This window comes from Microbacterium sp. NPDC064584, assembly GCF_040687315.1.
GTDB lineage: Bacteria > Actinomycetota > Actinomycetes > Actinomycetales > Microbacteriaceae > Microbacterium > Microbacterium lacus.
Window position 1 is genome coordinate 84,638 of the sequence record NZ_JBFBMZ010000010.1, and the last position, 21,187, is coordinate 105,824.

General features: G+C 66.9%; 18 protein-coding genes. 14 read left to right on the top strand and 4 right to left on the bottom strand.

Going from position 1 to position 21,187, the window contains the following annotated elements; genetic code table 11:
* Positions 1-54 precede the first annotated feature (54 nt).
* The 7 genes from AB0P18_RS14095 (at position 55) to AB0P18_RS14125 (ending at position 7,806) form a co-directional block, all read left to right on the top strand.
* Complete coding sequence (locus AB0P18_RS14095; protein ID WP_363360554.1) at positions 55-1,431, top strand: aldehyde dehydrogenase family protein; 1,377 nt, start codon at positions 55-57, stop codon at positions 1,429-1,431.
* A 59-nt stretch (positions 1,432-1,490) separates the two neighbouring features.
* Complete coding sequence (locus AB0P18_RS14100) at positions 1,491-2,393, top strand: LysR family transcriptional regulator (protein ID WP_363360555.1); 903 nt, start codon at positions 1,491-1,493, stop codon at positions 2,391-2,393.
* A gap of 120 nt (positions 2,394-2,513) precedes the next feature.
* Positions 2,514-4,025, top strand: a complete 1,512-nt coding sequence (locus AB0P18_RS14105) for a bifunctional 3-(3-hydroxy-phenyl)propionate/3-hydroxycinnamic acid hydroxylase (RefSeq protein WP_363360556.1) — start codon at positions 2,514-2,516, stop codon at positions 4,023-4,025.
* A gap of 9 nt (positions 4,026-4,034) precedes the next feature.
* Positions 4,035-4,976 carry a VOC family protein gene (locus AB0P18_RS14110; protein ID WP_076691768.1) on the top strand — a complete coding sequence of 314 codons (942 nt, stop codon included), beginning with the start codon at positions 4,035-4,037 and terminating at the stop codon, positions 4,974-4,976.
* 12 nt (positions 4,977-4,988) lie between these two features.
* A complete protein-coding gene (locus tag AB0P18_RS14115; RefSeq protein ID WP_363360557.1) occupies positions 4,989-5,993 on the top strand; it encodes a fumarylacetoacetate hydrolase family protein in 1,005 nt (334 codons plus the stop codon).
* Complete coding sequence (locus tag AB0P18_RS14120) at positions 5,990-6,838, top strand: ABC transporter substrate-binding protein (RefSeq protein ID WP_363360558.1); 849 nt, start codon at positions 5,990-5,992, stop codon at positions 6,836-6,838. Before AB0P18_RS14115 ends, AB0P18_RS14120 begins: the two co-directional genes overlap by 4 nt.
* 8 nt (positions 6,839-6,846) lie before the next feature.
* A complete protein-coding gene (locus tag AB0P18_RS14125) occupies positions 6,847-7,806 on the top strand; it encodes a helix-turn-helix domain-containing protein (protein ID WP_363360559.1) in 960 nt (319 codons plus the stop codon).
* A gap of 39 nt (positions 7,807-7,845) precedes the next feature.
* Here AB0P18_RS14125 and AB0P18_RS14130 read toward each other — a convergent pair whose 3' ends face one another.
* Positions 7,846-9,456, bottom strand: coding sequence for an FAD-binding oxidoreductase (locus AB0P18_RS14130; protein ID WP_363360560.1), 1,611 nt, complete (start codon positions 9,454-9,456; stop codon positions 7,846-7,848).
* Between the two features lie 160 nt (positions 9,457-9,616).
* On the opposite strand from AB0P18_RS14130, the gene AB0P18_RS14135 reads away from it, so the two are divergent.
* From AB0P18_RS14135 to AB0P18_RS14145, 3 genes are all read left to right on the top strand, one after another.
* The gene (locus AB0P18_RS14135) at positions 9,617-10,435 is read left to right on the top strand and encodes an SDR family oxidoreductase (protein WP_363360561.1); all 819 of its coding nucleotides are present in this window, start codon (positions 9,617-9,619) and stop codon (positions 10,433-10,435) included.
* Between the two features lie 74 nt (positions 10,436-10,509).
* Positions 10,510-11,799, top strand: coding sequence for an NADH:flavin oxidoreductase (locus tag AB0P18_RS14140; protein WP_363360562.1), 1,290 nt, complete (start codon positions 10,510-10,512; stop codon positions 11,797-11,799).
* Positions 11,800-11,810: 11 nt separating this feature from the next.
* Positions 11,811-12,518 (top strand): EthD domain-containing protein, encoded by a 708-nt coding sequence (locus AB0P18_RS14145; RefSeq protein WP_363360563.1) that lies wholly within the window; start codon positions 11,811-11,813, stop codon positions 12,516-12,518.
* 45 nt (positions 12,519-12,563) lie between these two features.
* Here the strand turns inward: AB0P18_RS14145 and AB0P18_RS14150 are convergent, their stop codons facing one another.
* Genes AB0P18_RS14150 through AB0P18_RS14160 form a run of 3 tightly spaced genes read right to left on the bottom strand, consistent with a single transcriptional unit; the run spans position 12,564 to position 16,053 of the window.
* Positions 12,564-13,595, bottom strand: a complete 1,032-nt coding sequence (locus AB0P18_RS14150) for an ABC transporter permease (RefSeq protein WP_363360564.1) — start codon at positions 13,593-13,595, stop codon at positions 12,564-12,566.
* A complete protein-coding gene (locus AB0P18_RS14155) occupies positions 13,592-14,551 on the bottom strand; it encodes an ABC transporter permease (RefSeq protein ID WP_363360565.1) in 960 nt (319 codons plus the stop codon). The genes AB0P18_RS14150 and AB0P18_RS14155 overlap by 4 nt, the downstream gene beginning before the upstream one ends.
* Positions 14,548-16,053 (bottom strand): sugar ABC transporter ATP-binding protein, encoded by a 1,506-nt coding sequence (locus AB0P18_RS14160; protein ID WP_363360567.1) that lies wholly within the window; start codon positions 16,051-16,053, stop codon positions 14,548-14,550. The genes AB0P18_RS14155 and AB0P18_RS14160 overlap by 4 nt, the downstream gene beginning before the upstream one ends.
* Before the next feature lie 124 nt (positions 16,054-16,177).
* Between AB0P18_RS14160 and AB0P18_RS14165 the strand changes: the two genes are divergently transcribed.
* The 4 genes from AB0P18_RS14165 (at position 16,178) to AB0P18_RS14180 (ending at position 21,138) form a co-directional block, all read left to right on the top strand.
* Positions 16,178-17,437 carry a substrate-binding domain-containing protein gene (locus AB0P18_RS14165; RefSeq protein ID WP_076691778.1) on the top strand — a complete coding sequence of 420 codons (1,260 nt, stop codon included), beginning with the start codon at positions 16,178-16,180 and terminating at the stop codon, positions 17,435-17,437.
* A gap of 105 nt (positions 17,438-17,542) precedes the next feature.
* Complete coding sequence (locus tag AB0P18_RS14170) at positions 17,543-18,550, top strand: fumarylacetoacetate hydrolase family protein (RefSeq protein ID WP_363360568.1); 1,008 nt, start codon at positions 17,543-17,545, stop codon at positions 18,548-18,550.
* 3 nt (positions 18,551-18,553) lie between these two features.
* The gene (locus AB0P18_RS14175; RefSeq protein WP_076691780.1) at positions 18,554-19,159 is read left to right on the top strand and encodes a cupin domain-containing protein; all 606 of its coding nucleotides are present in this window, start codon (positions 18,554-18,556) and stop codon (positions 19,157-19,159) included.
* Entirely contained in the window at positions 19,156-21,138 is a 1,983-nt protein-coding gene (locus AB0P18_RS14180; protein WP_363360570.1) for an acetoacetate--CoA ligase, read from the top strand. The genes AB0P18_RS14175 and AB0P18_RS14180 overlap by 4 nt, the downstream gene beginning before the upstream one ends.
* Positions 21,139-21,187: the final 49 nt, after the last annotated feature.

The window sequence follows — 21,187 nt, forward strand, 5'->3', positions numbered from 1 at the left end:
TCTATTTTTGACTATACTCCTGAACGGTACACATTTCGACGAGGAGATGAAGTTATGGCGATCGCGACAGTGAATCCGGCGACGGGCAAAACGGAGATGATCATCGAGCCGCACAGCCCCGAGGAGGTCGACCAGCGGATCAGCGAGGCGGCGTCCGCCGCGGAACTTCTTCGAAAGACGAGCTTTGCGGAGCGGGCCGAGTGGATGCGGGCTGCCGCAGCGATCCTCGACGACCAGGCCGAAGGACTCGGCGAGCTCATCACGGTCGAAATGGGTAAGCCCATCGCGCAGTCGGTCGCCGAAGTGCACAAGTGCGCCAAGGCGATGCGCTTCTACGCCGAGAACTCAGAGGAATTCCTCGCCGAGGTCTCGCTGGAAGACCCGTCGACGGTGTCCGCGTCCCGCGCCTGGACGCGCCACGAGCCGCTCGGAGTCGTGCTCGCGGTCATGCCCTGGAACTACCCCCTGTGGCAGGTGATCCGCTTCGCGGCACCCGCGCTCATGGCGGGCAATGCGGGCCTTCTCAAGCACGCTTCGAACGTGCCGCAGTCCGCACTCTTCCTCGACACGCTGTTCGAGCGCGCAGGCTTTCCCCTCGGGTCGTTCCGAGCACTTCTGATCGGCGGCGCCGAGGTCGGCGCTGTCATCGCCGACCCGAGGGTCACGGCGGTGACGCTCACGGGCTCGGAGCCCGCGGGACGTTCGGTGGCGGCGATCGCCGGTGATCACGTCAAGAAGACGGTCCTCGAGCTGGGCGGCTCAGACCCCTTCGTCGTCCTGGCTTCGGCGGACGTGAAGGCCGCTGCGGCAACCGCCGTCCGCGCCCGCATCAACAACAACGGCCAGTCTTGCATCGCCGGCAAACGCTTCATCGTTCATACCGACGTCTACGACGAGTTCGCGGCGGAGTTCACGAACTTGATGTCTGCCCTCCGGGTGGGCGACCCCCTCGACCCTGCCGTCGAGGTAGGGCCGCTCGCCACCGAGTCAGGGCGCGATGACCTGATCGAGCTCGTGGAAGACGCCCGCGCCAAGGGCGCGACGATCCTCGCCGGCGGCTCGGTGCCCGACCGGCCCGGCTGGTACTACGAGCCGACGGTGATCGCGGATCTGCCCGACGACGCCCGACTCGTGCAGGAGGAGACTTTCGGCCCCGTCGCCTCGCTCTATCGGGCAACGGACAACACGGACGCACTCCGCATCGCGAACCAGACCACCTTCGGCCTCTCGAGCGCGGTGTGGACGAATGATCCCGAGGAGGAGGAATGGTTCGTCGCAAGTCTCGACGCGGGCGCCGTGTTCATCAACGGAATGACCGTGTCGTACCAGGAACTCCCCTTCGGCGGAATCAAGCGGTCCGGGTTCGGCCGCGAGCTCGCCGCGGTGGGGCAACGTGAGTTCTGCAATCTCAAGACGGTCTGGAAGGCATAGCCTGACTGCAGTTCGTACGGCGTGACGGCTTCGCGCGCGGGAGGGTGGCAGACGGCGTCATGGCAGCGAGCGATTACAACCTGTTGAAACCACTGCGGGCGCTGCTGGAAGAGCGGAGCGTCACCCGCGCGGCAGCGCGCTTGCACGTCTCGCAGCCGACGATGTCGACTTTTCTCTCCCGTCTGCGCGCCCACTACCAAGATGTGCTCCTCATCCGCCGGGGCAACCAGCACGTCCTGACGCCCCTCGGTGAGCGACTGCTCCTGGCCCTGCCGCAAGTGATCGCGGAGACCGACCAGATCTTCCGGCTCCAGTCGCGCTTCGACCCGGTCACCAGCACTCGCTCGTTCTCGATCGCAGGGGTGGATTACGCGGTGGCGCGGATCGCCCCCGCGCTGACGCGAATCGTCGAGCGTGAAGCGCCGAACGTGCGCTTCGAATTCCCCGCGGTCGACGCGCGGCTCGTGAACGGCCTTCCCGAGTCGATGCGAGCGCTCGACGCGGTGATCCTGCCGCACGGGTACATCCTCGATCTCCCGCACATCGACATTCCCGTCGAGCGCTGGGTCTGCCTGGTCGACGGCGCATCAGGGATTGCCGAGCGGCCCACGAAAGATGAGCTTCTCACGCGGCCCTGGGTCCAGAATCTCGCAGCCAGAGAAGGCATGAACCCTGCCCGCACGCAACTGCAGTTCCGCGGCATCGACATCTCGGTCGCTGCAGTGACCCCCCACTTCTTCGTCATGCCCTCGCTGGTCCTCGGCACCGACCGGGTCGCGATCGTGCCCGAGGGGATGGCGGCGCTGGCAATGACGATGCACCCGCGTCTGAGAACGGTCGTCCCCCCGCTCGATCTCGACCCTGTCCACGATGCCTTCTGGTGGTCGGCTGACCGCGAACACGACGCGGAACACGTCTGGCTCCGGCAGGTGCTCACGCGAGTCGCGGCCGAGGTCATCTGAATTCCCGATAGAGGCTATGCCATTCTCGCCATTCCTTTATGGCGGGCCGGCGGCCAGTCTGAAGAGGCACGGGCAGGAGTATCATTCGATACGAACCGTACTGAACACGAAGGAGTGTTTGTGAGCATCGATGTCGACGTCGTCGTGATCGGGGGAGGCCCCGTCGGGTCCACCGCACTGGCTCTCTGCGGCAGGGCAGGGCTCACCGCGGTCGGATTCGAGAAGGATTCCGACCTGTGGCCCACCGCCCGTGCCGTCCACTTCGACGGCGAGACCATGCGCACGCTGCAGGGCCTGGGTATCGCGTCGCGCTTTCAAGAGGTCGTTATTCCGATGAAGGACGTCGAGATCGTCAATGAGGCCGGCGAGGTCCTGGTGCATGCTCCGACCGGAGGGATCGGCGAGCAGGCCTGGAACGACCACATCAGTTTCCACCAGCCCGACATCGAGCGCCTGATCCGCGAGGTCGTCTCGGACACCCCCGGCATCGAGCTGCGCTGCGGCGTGCGCGTGACGTCGGTAGTGAACGTCGACGACGGCGTGGAGGTGACCAGTGTCGATGCTCACGGGATCGAGTCCACGACGCGCGCACGCTGGGCGATCGCCGCCGACGGCGGGCGCTCCGAGACCCGGCACGCGCTCGGTATCTCGACAGACAAGTACGGAGCGGACGCTCAGTGGCTCGTCGTCGACGGTCAGCTGGTCGACGCACCGGGATATGACGCGGATATGGTCCAATTCGGACGCCACACCCGACCCGCGCTGTGGCTGAGGCTCCCCGGCGACCGCGTCCGTATGGAGTTCATGCTCATGCCCGACGACGATCCCGAAGAGATCGTCACTCCGGCCGCGGTCGAGCGGCTCAGCCGCGGCGTGCTGCCCGCCGACAAGTTCACGCCCGACCGCCAGGCGATCTACACCTTCCGCGGACGGATCTCGCAGCGGTGGCGAGCCGGCAACATCTTCCTCGCTGGTGACGCGGCCCACCAGGCGCCCCCACTGTTCGGCCAGGGCCTCTGTGCGGGAATTCGCGATGCCGCCAACCTCGTCTGGAAGCTCGATCTCGTACGCCGCGGTATCGCCGACTCTTCGCTCCTGGACACCTACGAGAACGAGCGCAAGCCGCACGCGACGGCCTGGGTGGAGACGGCCGCCAATCAGGCCGTGATCATCCAGACCACGGATCCCGATGTTGCGCGCGGTCGCGACGAGTACATCAGGGCCAACCCTGGCGCGTCAGCGGTCCCGCCGCCCCCGGCGCTCGGGCCTGGCCTGCACTCGGGGAGCACCGACCCGCGCGCCGGCCACCTCGGACCACAGCCGATCCTCGCGGACGGAACCCGCCTGGACGACATGGTGGGCGCCCACTTCCTGGTCGCCGCGAACCGTTCCGTATACGAGGCCCTTCCCCGCGCGACCAAAGTCGCCCTCGACGAGGACGACGACACCGTCACGTTGCTGGATCCGGCGAAGGTGGATCAGCTCCTGACACGCGTCGGCGCCCCCGCGGTGGTCCTCCGACCGGATCACTACATCCTCGGCACCGCCGACTCCGCGACCACACTGGATCGTCTCATCGGGACCATCCCATCGATCGCACATGCCGCCCAACTCACCTCTGAATCGCGCTAGGAGTACGCAATGTCATTCCGTCCGATCACCCATATCCGCCACTTCGACATCGCCGTCCCGGACTTCGACAAGCAGGTCGAGTTCTACAAGAACCACTGGGGTCTGACCGTCCAGCACGATGACGGCAACGTCGTCTACTTCGCCGCAGAGGGATCGCCCGAGCAGTACGTGACCCGCGTGCGCCGCTCGGCCGACAAGCGCCTCGACCTCGTCGCATTCGGCGCCGCCGACCGGGAGTCGGTGGACACCCTGGCGCACAATCTGGCGAGCACCGGCGTCAAGCTCGTCTTCGAGCCCACCGACCTGCAGACACTGGGCGGGGGGTACGGTTTCCGCTTCTTCGACCTCGAAGGGCGCACGATCGAGGTGTCGACCGATGTCGAGGTCCGAGAGCACCGCAAGATCGAGGAGCGGGAGTCCATTCCTGTGCGCCTGTCTCACGTCGTCCTCAATTCCGCCGAGCCGGAGAAGATGCGTGACTGGTACGAGCGCAACCTTGGCTTCCGGCTGTCGGACACCCTCAACCACCCGCACGTCGGCGACCTGTTCTACTTCATGCGCTGCAGCACGCAGCACCATTCGATGGCGATCGCCCGCGGACCGCACGCATCGCTCCAGCACGCGTCTTTCGAACTGCGCGGCATCGACGAGTACATGCGCGGCAGCGGCCGGATCATCCGTGCTGGCTACCGCAAGATCTGGGGACCGGGGCGCCACCGCGCCGGCGACAATACGTTCACCTACTTCGTCGACCCGAACGGCAACACGATGGAGATGACGACCGAGCTCGAAACGATCGAAGAGGATACCTGGCATCCCCACATCTACGACGTCCAGGAACCAGAGACCTCCGACCAGTGGGGGACGGGCGGCGACATGGACGAGTTCATCACCAAGGAGATGTTCAACGACTCGGACAACAAGAGCCTGTACGTCGCCCCCCCGGTCTGATCGGCGGCCCCTGTGGATTCGTTCGCCATCGCCTCCCTCGAGCTCGACGGAGTCGAGATCCCCGTCGTCGTCGTCGGTGACGACGTTTACGACATCCGTGATGTGCTGCCCGCGGTCCATCGAACCGGTGACCTCTTCACCGAGTGGGACGCGAACCTGGACCGGCTTGCGGAGCACATCGTCGGCGGAGCGCAGCCTGTGGGCTCCTTCGAAGCATTGCGGACGTCGGTCGACGCACGCGTGCTGCCCCCCGTGCAGCCGGTCGGCCAGGTCATCGCCGCCGGCGCGAATTATCGCGAGCACATCATCCAGATGAGCGTCGCTCACGGCCTCGGCTCCGACGGCGCCTCGCCCGAATTGCTGCGAGACGAAGCGGCGGCGGAAATCGACGAGCGGGTTCGCTCCGGTGACCCGTACGTCTGGACCGGTATCCCGTCTGCGGTCTCGGGTGCATATGACGACATCCCGCTGCCCGACGTGGGCACCGATATCGACTGGGAACTCGAGCTCGGCGTCGTGATCGGGCGCACCACCCACCGCGTGTCAGTCGAGGACGCTCTCGACTACGTCGCGGGCTACACGATCGTGAACGATCTCACTGTCCGATCGCTCGTGCCGCGCAACGACATGGCGAAGATCGGCACAGACTGGTTCCGCGCCAAGAATCAGCCCGGGTTCTTCCCCACCGGTCCGTGGCTTGTGCCGGCGCGATTCGTGCCCGACCCGACGGCGTTCCACATGCTCCTCAGGCTGAACAGCGAGATCATGCAAGATGCCACCACGGACGATCTCGCGTTCGACGTGCCCGCCCTCCTCAGCTACGCGTCGTCGGTCGCGATCCTGCAGCCGGGCGATGTGCTCATCACCGGGTCACCCGCCGGCAACGGGTCGCACTGGAAGCGATTCCTGCGAGGCGGTGACCTCGTGGAGTCGACCATCACGGGCCTCGGAGACCAGCGAAACCTCGTGCGCGGTCCGAGCGGCGTGCTTCCCCCGTGGCAAGCGGGCCGGCCATGACCCTCCGGCAGAGCCAGTTCGTGCCGCCGGTGCCGCTCATCGTTGCGCGAGAGTGCGGACTACTCGACGGCATCGGCGTCGAAACGAGCCGCACTATGGGGAGCCCCGCGCAGCTCACGGGGCTGCTCGCGGGCGACATCGACATCGCGATCACCTCCATCGACAACCTTTACGCGTGGGCTTCGGCCGGAGCCGACCTGCGGCTCGTGGCGCAGGTGGAGGCGACCACCCCGCTCGGCATCTACGCGAGACCCGCGGCGGATCGTCTCACTGATCTCGAGGGAGTCGGGTTCGGGGTGGATGCCGCCACCAATGGCTTCTCGCTCGTGGCACGGTACCTGCTCGGCCACGAAGGCGTCACCGTCGACTACATCGAGGTCGGCGGTGTCAAGGAACGTCTCGACGCGCTGCTCGGCGGCGATGTGGCGGCCACCCTGCTCGGGCCGCCGTTCGATGCGGCGGCGCGCGATGCGGGGGCGACGCTGCTGGCGACGGTGGCCGAGACGCTGCCCGCATTTCCCGGTCAGGGACTCGTGGTCCGGTCTGAGCTCGTCGGCTCGGACGAACTCGCCGCCTATCTGGACGCGCTCGGTCTGGCTGTGGACGCCGGGGAGCGAATGACGGATGCCGAGGGCGAGGAACTGCTCGAGCGCGCCGGCTTCGGCGCGGCGGCCGCGGCGACCTGGGCGAGCCGCCCGCGTACGCTGGAGGTCGATCCCGACGGGCTGACCCTCCTTGCCGAGATCCGTTCCCAACTCGGTCTGATGCCTCCCGGCATCCGGCTCGAAGATCTTCACGACCCCGCGCCGCTGCGCCTGGCGGTGTCACGTCACCCGACTCGATGAGGAGTCACATGTCTCACCTGACGGCGCTCGACACCCGCCGCGTCGCGCCCTCGGATCGCCCGGACTACTGGTCTGCCGGGATCGCCGAGCGCTTCTTCCCCATGCAGGTCGACACGAGCGCGAGCCCGTCGTTCGACGCGCGCCTCGTGTCCGGCGCGGTCGGCCCCATCGCCGTCGGCGCGATCCAAGGTCGCCCGCACCGTGTCGTGCGCACACAGAAGATGATCGCCGTCGCAGATCCGGAGAGCATCCTGCTCTACCTCCTCATGCGAGGAGCCGTCCGCCTCGAGCAGGACGAGCGCAGCTGCCTGCTGCGCCCGGGAGACATGGCGTGCCATGACACCTCGAAGCCCTCCACCTTCGAGGGACAAGACGCGTTCGAGGTGCTCATCTTCAGCGTCCCCCGCTGGTTCATCGGGGTGCGCGCGGAGAGCATCGCGCGGCGCAGCGCCACGCGTCCCGCACGTGCGGGCGCATCACTCACCGGTCTCGCCACCCCGTTCCTCGCCGGGATCGCCCGCACAGCTCTGGAGGGCGATGGGCTCTCCGGCATCGAGTCCGAGGGCGCAGCGGAGATGATTCTGCCGCTGTTGCGCAGTGCCTTCGGCGAGGAGACGCCTTCCGAGACGCAGGCACCGTCGAGCGCGCTCCTGGCCCGTATGCAGCGGTACGCGATCGAGCATCTTCACGAGCCGGATCTCGGACCGGAGCGGCTCGCGGGAGCCCACTTCGTGTCTACGCGGTACGTTCACAAGCTGTTCGCGGCCTCGGGCTCGGGTGTGTCCGAATGGATTCGCGATCGGAGGCTCGAGGGAGCCACCGCCGAGCTGCGTGAATCGCCCGGCACTCCCATCGCCGTCGTGGCTGCGCGATGGGGGTACCGCAACCCCGCGAGTTTCAGCAGGGCCTTCCGCGACCGGTACGGGTGTGCGCCGCGAGAACTCCGCGGCATGCGCCTGTCCGCCTGAGGCGCCCCGCCGGCCGGAGCAGACGGGGCGCCTCGCGCATCAGGACTGGGGGAAGCCGGCCTGCCGCATCCGGGTACCCCAGATGCCGGACTTACCCGGGGCGATGACGCCGTTCGGATCGAGCGTGTCCTTGATCGTCTCGTTGAAGCGCCGGAGGGCGTGGTTGTTGAAGCCGAACTGGTCTGCCGCGAGGTCCATGAACGACAGGTGCGCACGGTACTCGCCGTACCCGCGCTTTCCTGCCTCGGCCACCATGCGCTTGGCCACGCTGTAGGCCTTGTCGACCTGGGCCGGATTCTTCGTGTCGAAGGGGATGACGTTGATGAAGGTTGTCGCCCGCGCGTTGATCGGCAGCATCCCGCCGAGGTAGTCCAGGCCCGCTTCGGCGCACATCGAGGACAGCAGGTCTTGCGCCGCTTTCGCGTGCTGAGAAGTCAGCGGAATGACCGGCGAGAAGTCGACGTGGCCGCCTTCCTCGCCGCCCGACCAGCCGGCCATCTTGTACAGATCGAGGCTCGGCACGCCGATCTGCACGCGCTCGTGCGGGTTCGGCAGTGTCTCCCACGCGTCTGCCGCGTGCTTCTCGCCCCAGAGCTCGACACCGGGGATCTGCAGGAACCGCGCCTTCAGCTTCGCGAAATTGTGGTCGACGATCGCTTCGTCGCCGTACAGCGCGAATCGCATCATCCAGCGGCCGATGCCGAGTTCTTTGCCGATGGTCTCGATGATCGCGTCGGGTACGGGGCCCTCGCCGTCGTACCAGTCGGAGCGAGCGGTGAGCATGGACGCGATGCACAGTGTGTTCGACAGCTGAGGGCGCATGTCGATCGTTCCGGCGAGCATCAGCTCGCGCAGCGCGTCGACCACGGCCGGCATCTGTGCGTCGTCCCACAGCCGCAGCCAGAGCGGCATGTAGACCTCAGGCTTCGGCATGAGCCAGTAGCCCATTTTCGTGACGATGCCGAAGTTGGACTGCATGAACAGCTCGGTGGACGTCGGCCCTAGACCGCGCTTGTACAGCGGCCAGGTGGGGTTGTCGTCCATGGCACCGGAGCCGGTGCGCATCAGGTCACCGTCGGGCAGCACCACCTCGAAGCCGCAGTGCGCCGCCTGGTCGATGGAGTACGGCATATAGGTGAGCCCGTGTTCGAGCGTGTTGGAGACGACACCGCCCCAGCCGATGTCGACGATGGAGGCGACCAGGTCATGACCGCCAGCCTCGATCGCGTCGTGCAGATCGAACCAGCTCACCCCCGGTTCGACGATGGCGTAGCCGAGCTCCTCGTTGATCTCGAGGACCTTGTTCATGTTGCGGAAGGACAGCATGACCGAGCCCCTCACCTGCGGTGCGGCGCCGCCGTAGCCGTTGTTCTTGCCACGGCTGATGGGCCACAGCGGGATACGGAACTGGTTGGCGATGCGGACAACCGCCTGCACGTCCTCGACGCTCGTGGGGCTGACGACTGCCGACGGCAGGTTGGTGGCGTCGCCGGGCACCTGGAACGGGTCCTGGAAGTCCTGCAGAGAGTCCGGGTCGGTGGCGACCTTGTCAGCGCCGATCGCCTCGGCGAACGCCGCAAGCGCGTCGTCGAGCTCAGCTTCCTGGACGCCGGGCGGAAGCGGCCGGGTGGCCGCGGTGGTGTCGCTCATGGTCATCATCTCCTTCGATGTGGTCTGGATGCGGGATGTGTGCTCAGCCTTTGCCGCGGCTGGTGGTTTCGGGCTCGACCGTGCAGTCACGGCACAGAACTGTGCACGAACTGCACCACCGCGCCACGACGGTGCCGCATGCCTGGGCAGGGGTGCTTGCATGACGAGTCAGAGACACGACGAGGTGATCGGAGTACACGTCATGACTGAAGCCCGCCTAAACGGCAAAGTCGTCCTGCTGACGGGAATCGGCGGCGGGATGGGGCGCGTGACCGCGCGGTTGTTCGCCGCCGAGGGCGCTGTCGTGGTGGGCTGCGACCTCGACGCCGCGAGCGCGGCGGAGACGGCTCGCATGGTCGAGGCGGAGGGCAATGCGATCGAGTGGACCGCTCCGGTCGATCTGGGCAGCCGCCCGGCGATCGAGCGCTGGATCGGCGATGCGGTGCAGCGGCATGGGCGGATCGATGTCCTCTACAACAATGCGAGCCTGCCCCGCTTCGCACCGTTCGGGCAGATGAGCGACGAGGACTATCGGTTCACTCTCCGCAACGAGCTCGACCTCGTCTGGCTCGCGTCACAGGTCGCGTGGGCCCACCTCGCGGCGACCGGCGGAGCGATCGTCAACATCGGCTCGGGCGCCGGGATCCAGGGCGTGCGCTCCTTGCCGCAGGCGGCGCACGCAGCGGCGAAGGGGGCCGTGATCGCCCTGACGCGACAGCTCGCTGCCGAGGGCGTTGCTGTCGGAGTACGGGTCAATTGCGTGAGTCCCGGAGTCATGGCGACACCCCCGGTCCTCGCGATGCTCGAGGAGCTCGGCGACCGCGCACCGGTGATGCCCGTGATCGAGCGCACGATCGACGGCCGACCGGGCGACCCGCTGGCCGTGGCGTACGCCGGTCTCTATCTGGCCTCCGACGAGGCGAAATGGGTGACCGGCGTGAACCTGAACGTCGACGGTGGCGCCAGCTCGATGATGTAGTCGCCGCACCTCTTGTTCGATACGGTGCGTAGCGCATATTTAGAATGCGAAGAAACTCAAAGGAGGGTTCGTCCATGAAGACCGAAACCAGTGCGAGTGCGGTACTCGGATCGCCCCTGCGAATCAACTCGCTGGAGATCAAAAACCGCATCGTCCTCGGCCCGATGGCGGTCCTGCGACCGACCGACGACGGACGACCGAGCAACCAGTCCATCGCGTTCCTCCGACGACGCGCCCAGGGGGGCGTCGGACTCGTGTTCGTCGGTGGAGCGGTAGCGAGCGAGCGCGCATGGAACGAGTCGCCCTTCTTCCCGAACATCCGATTCGACAAGGACGAATTCGTTCCCGACCTCGCTCGCATGGTCGTCGCGGTGCAGGAAGAGGGTGCGGCGATCTTCGCACAGCTCTTCCCGAGCTTCGGCCGAATGGGCGTGCCGCGAAACGGAGCCCATCCCATCGCGGCGAGCGCGAAGCCCGTGGTGATGGGGGCGACGGGCTTTCCCGACCACGTGTACGTGCCAGGCGGCCGCGTCACCCCGCCGCCGGACGCAGCGACAGCGGCAGATATCAAGGCGGTCGAAGCCGACGTGGTCTCCGCCGCGCGCCGCGCGAAAGCAGCCGGCTTCGACGGCGTCGAGATCGGCGCGCACATGTGCTACTTCTACTCGTCGTTCCTCTCGCCCCTCGCCAACCAGCGCACCGATGAGTACGGCGGAAGCGCTGAGAACCGCGCACGCGCCCTCCGCGATGCTGTCGCGGCCGTACGCGCCGAGGTCGGCCCCGACTACCCGGTCGGCATCCGCATGAGCGTCAACGACCACCTCCCCAGCGGGCAGGGCGCCGACGGGTTCGCCGAGGTCGCCCGACATATCGTCACGGCAGGTGTGGATTTCATCTCGCTCACCGAGGGCAATTACGAATCGATGGGCCAGAACGTGCCGTCGCAGTCCGGCAACATGCTGGCGCACGGCGAGCCGCAGGCGTTCCGGGCCGCGGTGGGCGGCATCCCGCTCTTCCTGTCCAGCACGCCCGATCCTCAGCAGGCGGCGGACGCGATCACCGCCGGCCACGCCGACGCCACAATGCTGGCCCGGCAACTACTGGCAGATCCCGATTATGCGAAGAAGGTCATCGGAGGGCGCGAGGCCGAGATCGTCTGGTGCGATCACGCGAACTCCTGCCTGCGACGCCTGATGACGAATATCCCGGTGGCGTGCCACAAGAACCCCGAGATGGGCCACGAAGACCCCGAGGCGAAACGGGCCACTCCGCTCCAGAACATGTTCGTCTGGGCCGCGGGCAACGCATTCTTGATGGCGATTGCCGACAAGGCGGCCAAGGCGGCCCCGAAGCCGAAGCATTAGGAGGTCCCGTCATGGCGGATGCAGGCTACAAGCTCGTCATCCTCGTGAAGTCTGGCGGCGATCTCTCTCCCGCTGCGTTCACCGACGCGTGGGCGCAGCTCGAACGCGAACACCCTGCCGCGTCGGCGGGGATGCTGCGCTACGCGTTCGACGCACCTCTTGCAGGAGCCTCGCCCATCGCGAACGCACATACCGCTCCGTTCGATGCTGCCGTGGAGACCTGGTGGGACAAGAAGAACAGCGCGGCCGACTGGGTCGTGTCGCCGATGTTCGACGCCTGGCTTCAGCGCAGGCGCGAGCTCCTGGCTGCACGCCCGACCGGGATCGGCGGCATCCCGCAAGTCATCTGGCAGACCGACCAGCCGATCCCCGCGAGCGCGGTCAAGGTCCTGATCCTGCCGGTGGCGGCGCGCCGCTTGCGATTCCAGGAATTCGCCGAACACTGGACCGGCGAGCATTCGCGGCTGGCCCTCGGTGGCCCGCACACGAAAGAGCGGCTCCTGCGTCTCGAAGACACTCCGGCCCCGGCATCCGCGACCTCTCGCCTCGTGCGCGGGCTCTACGACGGGGTGGGCGCGATCACTTTCGCCTCGTTCGACGCCCTCAGCGCCGAGTTCGGAAACGAGTACTACCGCTCGACACTTGCACCCGATGAGCTGCGGTTCACGAACCCGGCGGCATCAGCCGCGCTGCTCACCCGCGAGATCCCGCTGGCCTGAACCGCCCCCTTCTCAGCACGGCTCGCGCGCCGTGGTCCGGCCGTTTCAGAACCGGTCCCGCACATGACGCTCGCGGCCATACAGCGCGACGACCGCCAGGATGATGATGCCGTAGACGATCCTGCCCTGCGCCTCGGAGAGCCCACGGCTCACGATGAGCGTCGACAGCACGGTGAGGATGAGTGCGCCCAGTGCGGTGCGGGTGAATCCGCCGTGCACGGAGCCGAACGTAGTGCCGCCCACCAGGACGGCCGCCAGCCCTGCGAACAGATATGGGTCGCCCACCGCCTGAGACCACCCCGCTCCGAACGCAGCGATGAACATGCCCGCGAGGCCTGCCAGGGCGCCCGATGCCGCGAACACCGAAGTCCACACCACCGAGGTGCGCACACGCGCGAAGTTCGCCGCGACGGGGTTCACGCCCGTGGCGTAGAGTCTGCGTCCCGAGGCGGTCTTGGCCAGGAAGAGCCACAGCGCTAAACCGAGCACCGCGACGATGGCGATGACCGGCGGGAACGGCAGACCGAACGTCGTGCCGTTGAGCTGGGCGAGCGCGCGCAGCTCGGCGGGTGGCTGCCCGTTGTAGTCGCCGCTGGCGAGGAACATCGACCCGCCGGTGAGCATCGCCCCCACGCCGAGCGTCATCACCAGCGGCTGAATGCGGAAGCGCTGGCAGAGCCAGCCGACGCTCGCGCCGACTGCTCCGCACACGAGCATGACCACAAGGAAGGCGAAGGGGACCGGCCAGCCGAGGCGACTGGTCGCGTTGGAGGCGATCATCGCGCCGAACGTGATGTATCCGGCGACGGCGAGGTCAAGGCCGCCGATGATCACGACGAGGGTCTGACCCATCGAGGCGAGCGCCAGCAGCGCCGCGATCGTCAGGACTGCGATCGCCGCCTGCGGTCGCACGAGGAAGGCGGGGATGGTCGCGACGAGGAGGGCTGAGAGCGCGACTAGCACCACGACCTGGACGAACGGCGTGCGCAGTGCCCAGGCCCGGAACTTCGGCCAGCCGGAAGGTTCGGCCTGAGGCAGCGTGAGTGTGCGGGTGACGCCTGTGGTCGGCTCGGTCATGCGCGGCTCCTTACAGGGCGAGAACTCAGCAGCGTCGCTCCGACGAGGACGCCGACGACGAGGGCGAGGCCATAGGCGAACTGGATCAGGCTGGGCTGCACGCCGGCTGCGGTGAGCAGCTGCTGCAGCAGGAAGATGACGAGGGCGCCGAAGAACGTGCCGAGCAGGCCACCCTTTCCGCCGCCGAGCGCGGTGCCGCCCAACACCGCGGCGGCGAGGCCGAGGAGCGCATAGGTTGTCGCGAGCGATGATTGCGAAGACTGCAGGAGGGCGGAGAGTGCGATGCCTGCGACGCCGGCGAAGAGCCCGCCGAGCGCGTAGGCGAGGATCCGCACAGCGGTGACGTTCACGCCGGAGCCGTACGCCGACACGTCGCTCTCCCCCGTTGCGAGCAGGTTCGCGACGAATGCCGTGCGCTTGAGGAAGAACCACGCGATCGCGACGACGCCGATCGTCACGATCGCTCCGGGGAACCAGCCGAAGGACTGTGCGAGGGGGTCTGACCAGTTGGGGGTCGCCGACACCGGTGACTTCGAGATCGTGATCGACAGGCCGATCAGGACGAACAGCACACCGGTCGATGCGACGACCGGATGCAGCCGGACGACGGCCACAAGCACTCCGGTCACCGCGCCGATGCCCGCCGCGGTGAGGAGGAGGATCGGGATGGCCGCATACCAGTCACCCAATCCAGAGGGGAGGAGGACGGCGATGAACAGGCAGTTGATGAACGTGGCGAGCGGACCCACCGACACGTCGATCCCGCCGGAGAGGATCGACGGCGTCGAGGCGAAGCCGACCAGAACAAAGGGCGCCAGTGTCGCGAGGGTCGCAGGCAGTCGCGCCGGCGAGAGGAAGTTCGGGCTCACCAACAGGTTCGCGAGGAGCAGCACAAACGCCAGCACGAATGCGAACGCCCAGGAGTGACGCCGCAGGAGATCGAGGAACCGGTTCATGCCGCACTCTCCGCTCGCTGGCCGAAGTAGGCGGCGACGACCACCTCGGTGCTCAGCCGCTGCCGCGGGATCTCGGCGAACACTTCCTGGTCACGGAAGACGAGGACCCTGTCGACGAGTTCGACGAGTTCTTCCACCTCGCTGGAGAGCATGACGACACTCATGCCGTTCGCGCAGAGCCGATCCAACGTCGCGTAGATCTCGCGCTTGGTCATGATGTCGACGCCGCGCGTCGGGTCATTGAGCAGCAGCACCTTCGGGTCGGTGGCCAGCCAGCGCGCCAGGAGCACCTTCTGCTGGCTGCCCCCCGACAAGCTCGAGATCGGATTGTCCTGGCTGCCGATGCGGATGCCCAGCGACGAGACGTACTCGCCGAACCGTTCGCGCATGCGCTTCGCGTTGATGAAGAAGCCGCGCCGATCCTGGCGGAGCGTCGGCAACGCGAAGTTCTCGCGGATCGACATCGACTCGAACAGCGACTCGCCCCGGCGCTCCCGTGGCAGATAGGCCACCCCGAGCTTGGCCCCGTTGCCCTGACGCACATCGATGTCGGGGCCGAGGACGCGCGTGACCATCCCGGCGCCCCCGGTGATCCCCGACAGGCGCTTGAGGAACGCATCCTGCCCCTGCCCCTCGAGACCGGCGAGTCCGACGAGCTCGCCGGAACGCAGCTCGAAATCGATCGGCGCCGCATCGGCACGCAGTCGCACCTTCCCCGCGCGCAGCGTTGTATCGCCGAGAGCATGATCTCGCTGCGAGCGCTCGAAGTGGCCGGAGGTGCCGGTCATGTCTGCAATGAGCTGCGCGATCGAAAGGTCGGCACGGTCGACGCTGGATATCGTGCGGCCGGAGCGCAGCACGGTCACCCGATCGGATATCTCCTGCACCTCGTCCATGCGGTGGGAGATGAAGAGGATGCCGACACCCGCAGCTGTGAGGCGGCGCATCTCGGCGAACAGTCGATCGCGCGTCCGGACATCGAGGGCGGCGGTCGACTCGTCGAGGATCAGAGTGCGCGGCTCGCGCACGAGAGCACGGACGATGCAGACGGCTTGCCGATCCGAGAGCGACAGCTGCCCGGCGGCGGAATCCAGGTCGATGCCGTCGACGAGCCGCCCGAGGGTCTCAGCGGCGATCTGGCGCTGCTTCGACCTGCTGAGGTTTCGAGCGAAGAGCCCGTCCGAGCCCAGCCAGATGTTGTCCAGCACCGACTGGCTGGCCGCAGTGAGCACCTCTTGGAAGACCACGGCGATGCCGAGCGTGTTCATGTGGCGGGGACCACGCGGCTCGACCACCGCGGTGTCGAGGGTGAACTCCCCGTCGTCGGGTCGGTGCACACCGCCGATGATCTTGACGAGCGTCGACTTGCCCGAGCCGTTCTCGCCCAGAAGCGTGTGCACCTCGCCCGGCTGGATGTGCAGATACGCGTCGACGAGCGCTCGGGTCGCCCCGAAGCGCTTGCTGACGTTGGCCAGCCGGAGGCCCTCCCCGGGTTCGGACATGCCGTCGCTCCTCATTGAGTCGTGCGCAGATCTGCGCTGGTTATTCCAAACTAGACGTATCGTATCGAATGTGTCTAGTCTGTAGTCGCGCAACTTCGCGCGAGCTCAAAGAGGAGTAGCAATCATGGTGAAGTCCACTCGCTTCCGCCGGATCAGGGTCGCAGCAACGGCCTTGGCGGCCGTCGGAGCTCTCAGCCTCGCGGGCTGCTCGGCGACGTCGAGCACGCCCGACAACACCCCCGACGCGGGCCAGACCCCCGCAGCCGACGGGTGCGGGTCGGTGCCCCAGATCGGTGCAATCGATCCGGGAGACCTCTTGTCGGGATTCAGCAGTGACGTCCAAACCGGGTACAACGCCTACCCCTATGAGATCCAGGAGTCGGCGTGGTCCGACTGGAAGCCCGACAAGACCGAGGGCTTCACTGCGGCGATCGTCGGGCAGGCACCTGCCGCTCCGTTCATCGCCGCCTACCAGGGTGCGCTCGCTGACTCCCTCGAGGCGTACGGGGTCGACGTCGTGCTCAATGTCGCACCCAACGACCCAACCGACGTGCCCGGGCAGCTGCAGCAGTTCGGCCAGGCACTCTCGCTCAAGCCCGACATCATCTTCTTCAACGCCGCCGCACCTGAGGCAGCTCTCGATCTCGTCTCACAGGCCCACGATGCCGGCATCCCGGTGATTTCGATGGTGTCGCAGATCGACAGCCCGTACGCGATCAGTGTCACGTACAACGCCAATCTTCAGGCCATGGTCGGCGCGGCCTACACGCTCCAGAACATCGGCGGCGAGGGCAGCATCCTCGAGGTCACCGGCATCCCGGGGATTTCGAACGAGATCGCCTGGGAGGACGGCACCGAGAAGGCTCTCGCCCTGTGCCCGGATGTGACCGTCGCCGGACAGGCGCAGGGCATGTTCCAGCCGCCGGTCGCGCAGCAGGCCGTCGTCCAGTACCTGGCCACCAACCCCGCCGGAGTCGATGCCGTCCTCCAGGCCGGGACGATGGGCTGGGCGATCCGCGATGCGTTCGAGCAGTCCGGCATCCCCGTACCGCCCATCGCCGATATCGGCGCCTCGCAGGGATTCGCGGCTTGGGCGGCGGCTGACCCCGCCTACCCCTACGTCGGTACGTCGACACCTGCGGTTCCCATGGCGCAGTCCGCGGCGCAGATCGGCGTCAAGGTGCTTTCCGGCGCCGGCCCGAAGCTGAACCACATCGTGTGGGAGCCGTACCTCGTCACAGCGGACGACTTGTCGTCGATCGTCGATCCCTCGTGGGTTCCCGAAGACGGCACCGACCTCGCGCCGGACGGCGTCTACTTCACCGACGAGCAGATCGCCGAGTTCTTCAACAGCCCCGAGCTCGGCCCGCAGTCGCCCGAGTAAGCGGCACAGGGTCAGGTGCGGGCTCGCCAAGCGGCTCCGCACCTGACCCCGCGCCCACCAAAGTCACATCGCACTCACCTGATCGCACTGAAGGAAAGGCCCCCAATGAAGCTCGGACGCATCGCAGTCAACGGCCCAGACGGCGAAGAGCTGCGAGTCATCGCTGCAGAACCCGAGAACGGGCGCGTGATCGACCTCAAGCGCGCGTATGCGCTCGCACTGCAGAAAGGCGGAGCTACGGTCGAGGGCTCACGACACCTCGCACACGCGACGTTCCGCGATCTCACGATGGGAATCTCCACCGGGGACTTCTTCCTCGACGCCGCTCGTCGGGCGCTGAATGCCGCAGACGACGCATCGATCCCCCTCGAGCAAGCGCAATTCCGCGCGGCGATCAAGCCTCCGGTCCTCCGTGACAGCCTGACCTTCAACGGCCACATCAAGAACTTCTTCGGCAACGTGATGAAGACCCTGCCCAGCCGGGCCGTGTACGAGCGCCCGGGATTCTTCAAAGGATCCACGGCGACGCTGTACGGCACGAACGAGACCATCCCCTACCCGAGCATCACCGAGAAGCTCGACTACGAGCTCGAGATCGGGTACATCATCGGCAAGCCCGGCCGCAACGTCACCCCCGACAACGCATTCGACCACGTCTTCGGCATCACGATCTTCAACGACTGGAGCCTGCGTGACGTCCAGGTGCAGGAGAGTCCCATCGGCATGGGTGCCCAGCACTCCAAGGACTTCGCCTACGGTATCGGGCCCTGGATCGTGACTCTGGACGAAATCCCCACGGTGATCGGTCTCGAAGGCCAGGTACGGGTGAACGGCGAGGTGTGGTCGAACACTCGCGTCGAGGACTTCATCTGGACGCCGGAGGAAACCGTCTCCTACGTGTCACAGTTCGACGGACTGCAGCCGGGCGACCTCATCGGCTCTGGAACGATGGCGTTCGGCGCTGGAGCCGAGTTGCAGAGGTTCCTCCAGCCCGGCGACGTCCTCGAACTCGAGCTCGAAGGGGTCGGCGTCCTGCGCTCCCCGATCGCCGCAGAGAAGGAGACGCCGACCTGGTGGCCGGAACCTCAGCCCTTCCCGTTCGAGGAGGCGTAGCACGTGACCCACGGGCCCCAGATCCGCCGTGTCGTCACCGGTCATGATGACCGCGGGCACGCCGTCATCCTCATCGACGACACCGCACCAAACACCTTCTCCTCACCGACAATCCCCGGGTTCGGTGCGGCCGTGCCCTGGCTCAGCGGACATCCGATCGACCATGTCACCGACGACGATCCGGTTGGTGAGGGATCCCCGGTGCCGACCTTCCCCCGCGCCGGCGAGACGGTGTTCCGCATCGCGGAATTCCCCCCCGACTCCGCGTACCCCGAGGGCGCGAAGGATGCGATCTTCGACGAGATCGATGGCCGAGCCGAGGCTGCGGACGGCGCCAAGCACTCCGACGGCAAGCACTTCTGGTTCCACCGCACGGACTCCCTCGACTACGCCATCGTCCTGGAAGGCGAGATCACGCTTCTCGTTGACGACGGAGAGGCGACGCTCAGGGCGGGCGACGTCGCTATCCAGCGGGCGACCAGCCACGCCTGGTCGAACCGCACCGACCGCGTGGCCCGTGTCGCGTTCGTCCTCATCGGCACGGAGCCGATGTCGGCCGATGAGATCGCGCAGCAGCGCCGCAACCTCGCCCTGCGGACGTCGCGATGATCGTCGACCCGGATGCCGTCGAAGGCGAGGTCATCTGGAACCTCGCTTCAGACCTCGAACCGGCCACCAACATCGCGCGGTTCTCGGACTTCGTCCGCCGTCATGGAGTGCACCCCGAGGATGGATACGACGGCTTGTGGCAGTGGTCCGTCGATGAGCCGGAGAAGTTCTGGTCGCTGTGGGCGGAGTACTGCGGGGTAAGGCTCGGAGGCACTCCAGGAGCGGTTCGCACTGCCTCCCCCATGCCACACACGCAGTGGTTCCCCGGACGCACGCTCAACTACGCCCGGCACCTTCTGGAGGGGCACGACGGAGTCGCACTCATCACCCTTGCGGAGGACGGTGCGCGCAACGAAGTCTCATTCTCGGAACTTCGCGCCCGGGTCGGCGCCTTCGCGGCCTATCTCCGATCGGTCGGCGTCGAGGCCGGCGATCGGGTGGCGGCCATCCTCCCGAACGTCAGCGAAGCGGTCGTCGCCTTGCTCGCCACGGCATCGGTCGGTGCGATCTGGTCGGTGTGCGCACCCGAATTCGGCTCGGGCGCGATCATCTCCCGCTTCAGCCAGCTTGAGCCTAAAGTCTTGATCGCCACTCCCGGCTATCGACTCGGAGGCAGAGACCGAGACCGCGGCGCTGATCTCACCGAGGTCTTCGCATCTCTTCCCACGGTCCAGACCGTCGTATGGGTCACCGGTCACACCGACGCGAAGCCAATCTCCCTGGACGCACCGTCCGTTGACTGGGCCACAGCCACCGCTACCGCCAGTCCGCTCGAATTCGCCGCTGTCGAGTTCAGCCACCCGCTGTGGGTGCTGTTCTCCTCGGGCACCACGGGGATGCCGAAGGGCATCGTGCACGGACACGGGGGCGCTCTGCTCGAACAACTCAAGCTGTGCAGCATCCATGATGATATCCGCGCGGGAGACCGCGTCCTGACCGTCGCCTCAACGAGCTGGGTCGTCTGGAACGGCCTGATCGCGGCTCTCGGCGTCGGAGCGACTGCCGTGCTCGTCGACGGCAACCCCACGTTCCCCTCTCTCGACCGTGTCTGGCAGATCACCTCCGACGAACGCGTCGCCGTGCTCGGAGTGGGCGCCGGCTTCATTCACGGGTGCGCCAAAGCCGAGCTCGAGCCCGGCCGAGACCATGACCTGAGCGCGTTGCGCACCATCACCGTCACCGGCTCGCCCCTGTCTGCCGACGGTTTCCGCTGGGTCTATCGCAGCGTGGGCGATGTCTGGCTCACCTCCCAGAGTGGCGGCACCGACATCGCATCGATCTTCGTCGGCGGAGTCCCGACTCTCCCGGTGCGGGTCGGCTACATCCAAGCGGCAGCACTCGGCGTGCGGGTCGAGTCATGGAGCGAGGAGGGCGCACCGACACTCGGCCGCGGAGAACTCGTGGTCACGGACCCCATTCCCTCGATGCCCCTGTACTTCTGGGGCGACTCCGACTGCGCCCGGTACCGCTCCAGCTATTTCGAGACCTTCCCGGGGGTCTGGCGGCACGGAGACTTCGTCGAGTTCGATCGGCGCGGGGTCATCATCCACGGTCGCTCCGACTCGACGCTGAACCGCAATGGGATCCGGCTCGGCTCTGCCGACATCTATGCAGCGGTCGAGGCTCTGCCCCAGGTCGCTGAGGCCTTGGTCATCGGCGCGGAGCTTGGGACCGACTACTACATGCCGCTGTTCGTGAAGCTCGCCGACGGCATCGACGCAGCGGAAGCGAGGTCGGCGATCGAGTCCGCGATCCGCACCAATCTGTCGGTACGCTACCTCCCGGACGACATCATCGTGATGGCCGGCATCCCCCACACGAAGACAGGGAAGAAGCTGGAGGTGCCGGTGAAGCGGCTCATCCAGGGGGCACACCTCGAGGATGTCGCCGATCTTGGCGCGGTCGATGATCCACGTCTGCTGGAGAGCTATGCCCGATTCGCACGGGTGAGACTCACTCCCGCAGCGGGAGGCATCTGAGGTGCGCGACACGCGCATGGTGTACGTTTCGTATCGCATCCGATCGATC

Excerpts from the sequence above, each read along its gene's own strand:
- AB0P18_RS14170 (WP_363360568.1), top strand. The coding sequence starts at position 17,543 with ATGAAGCTCGGACGCATCGCAGTCAACGGCCCAGACGGCGAAGAGCTG.
- AB0P18_RS14125 (WP_363360559.1), top strand. The coding sequence starts at position 6,847 with ATGTCTCACCTGACGGCGCTCGACACCCGCCGCGTCGCGCCCTCGGAT.
- AB0P18_RS14095 (WP_363360554.1), top strand. The coding sequence starts at position 55 with ATGGCGATCGCGACAGTGAATCCGGCGACGGGCAAAACGGAGATGATC.
- AB0P18_RS14180 (WP_363360570.1), top strand. The coding sequence starts at position 19,156 with ATGATCGTCGACCCGGATGCCGTCGAAGGCGAGGTCATCTGGAACCTC.
- AB0P18_RS14145 (WP_363360563.1), top strand. The coding sequence starts at position 11,811 with ATGGCGGATGCAGGCTACAAGCTCGTCATCCTCGTGAAGTCTGGCGGC.
- AB0P18_RS14155 (WP_363360565.1), bottom strand. The coding sequence starts at position 14,551 with ATGAACCGGTTCCTCGATCTCCTGCGGCGTCACTCCTGGGCGTTCGCA.
- AB0P18_RS14130 (WP_363360560.1), bottom strand. The coding sequence starts at position 9,456 with ATGAGCGACACCACCGCGGCCACCCGGCCGCTTCCGCCCGGCGTCCAG.
- AB0P18_RS14160 (WP_363360567.1), bottom strand. The coding sequence starts at position 16,053 with ATGTCCGAACCCGGGGAGGGCCTCCGGCTGGCCAACGTCAGCAAGCGC.
- AB0P18_RS14150 (WP_363360564.1), bottom strand. The coding sequence starts at position 13,595 with ATGACCGAGCCGACCACAGGCGTCACCCGCACACTCACGCTGCCTCAG.
- AB0P18_RS14140 (WP_363360562.1), top strand. The coding sequence starts at position 10,510 with ATGAAGACCGAAACCAGTGCGAGTGCGGTACTCGGATCGCCCCTGCGA.
- AB0P18_RS14135 (WP_363360561.1), top strand. The coding sequence starts at position 9,617 with ATGACGAGTCAGAGACACGACGAGGTGATCGGAGTACACGTCATGACT.
- AB0P18_RS14100 (WP_363360555.1), top strand. The coding sequence starts at position 1,491 with ATGGCAGCGAGCGATTACAACCTGTTGAAACCACTGCGGGCGCTGCTG.
- AB0P18_RS14110 (WP_076691768.1), top strand. The coding sequence starts at position 4,035 with ATGTCATTCCGTCCGATCACCCATATCCGCCACTTCGACATCGCCGTC.
- AB0P18_RS14165 (WP_076691778.1), top strand. The coding sequence starts at position 16,178 with ATGGTGAAGTCCACTCGCTTCCGCCGGATCAGGGTCGCAGCAACGGCC.
- AB0P18_RS14120 (WP_363360558.1), top strand. The coding sequence starts at position 5,990 with ATGACCCTCCGGCAGAGCCAGTTCGTGCCGCCGGTGCCGCTCATCGTT.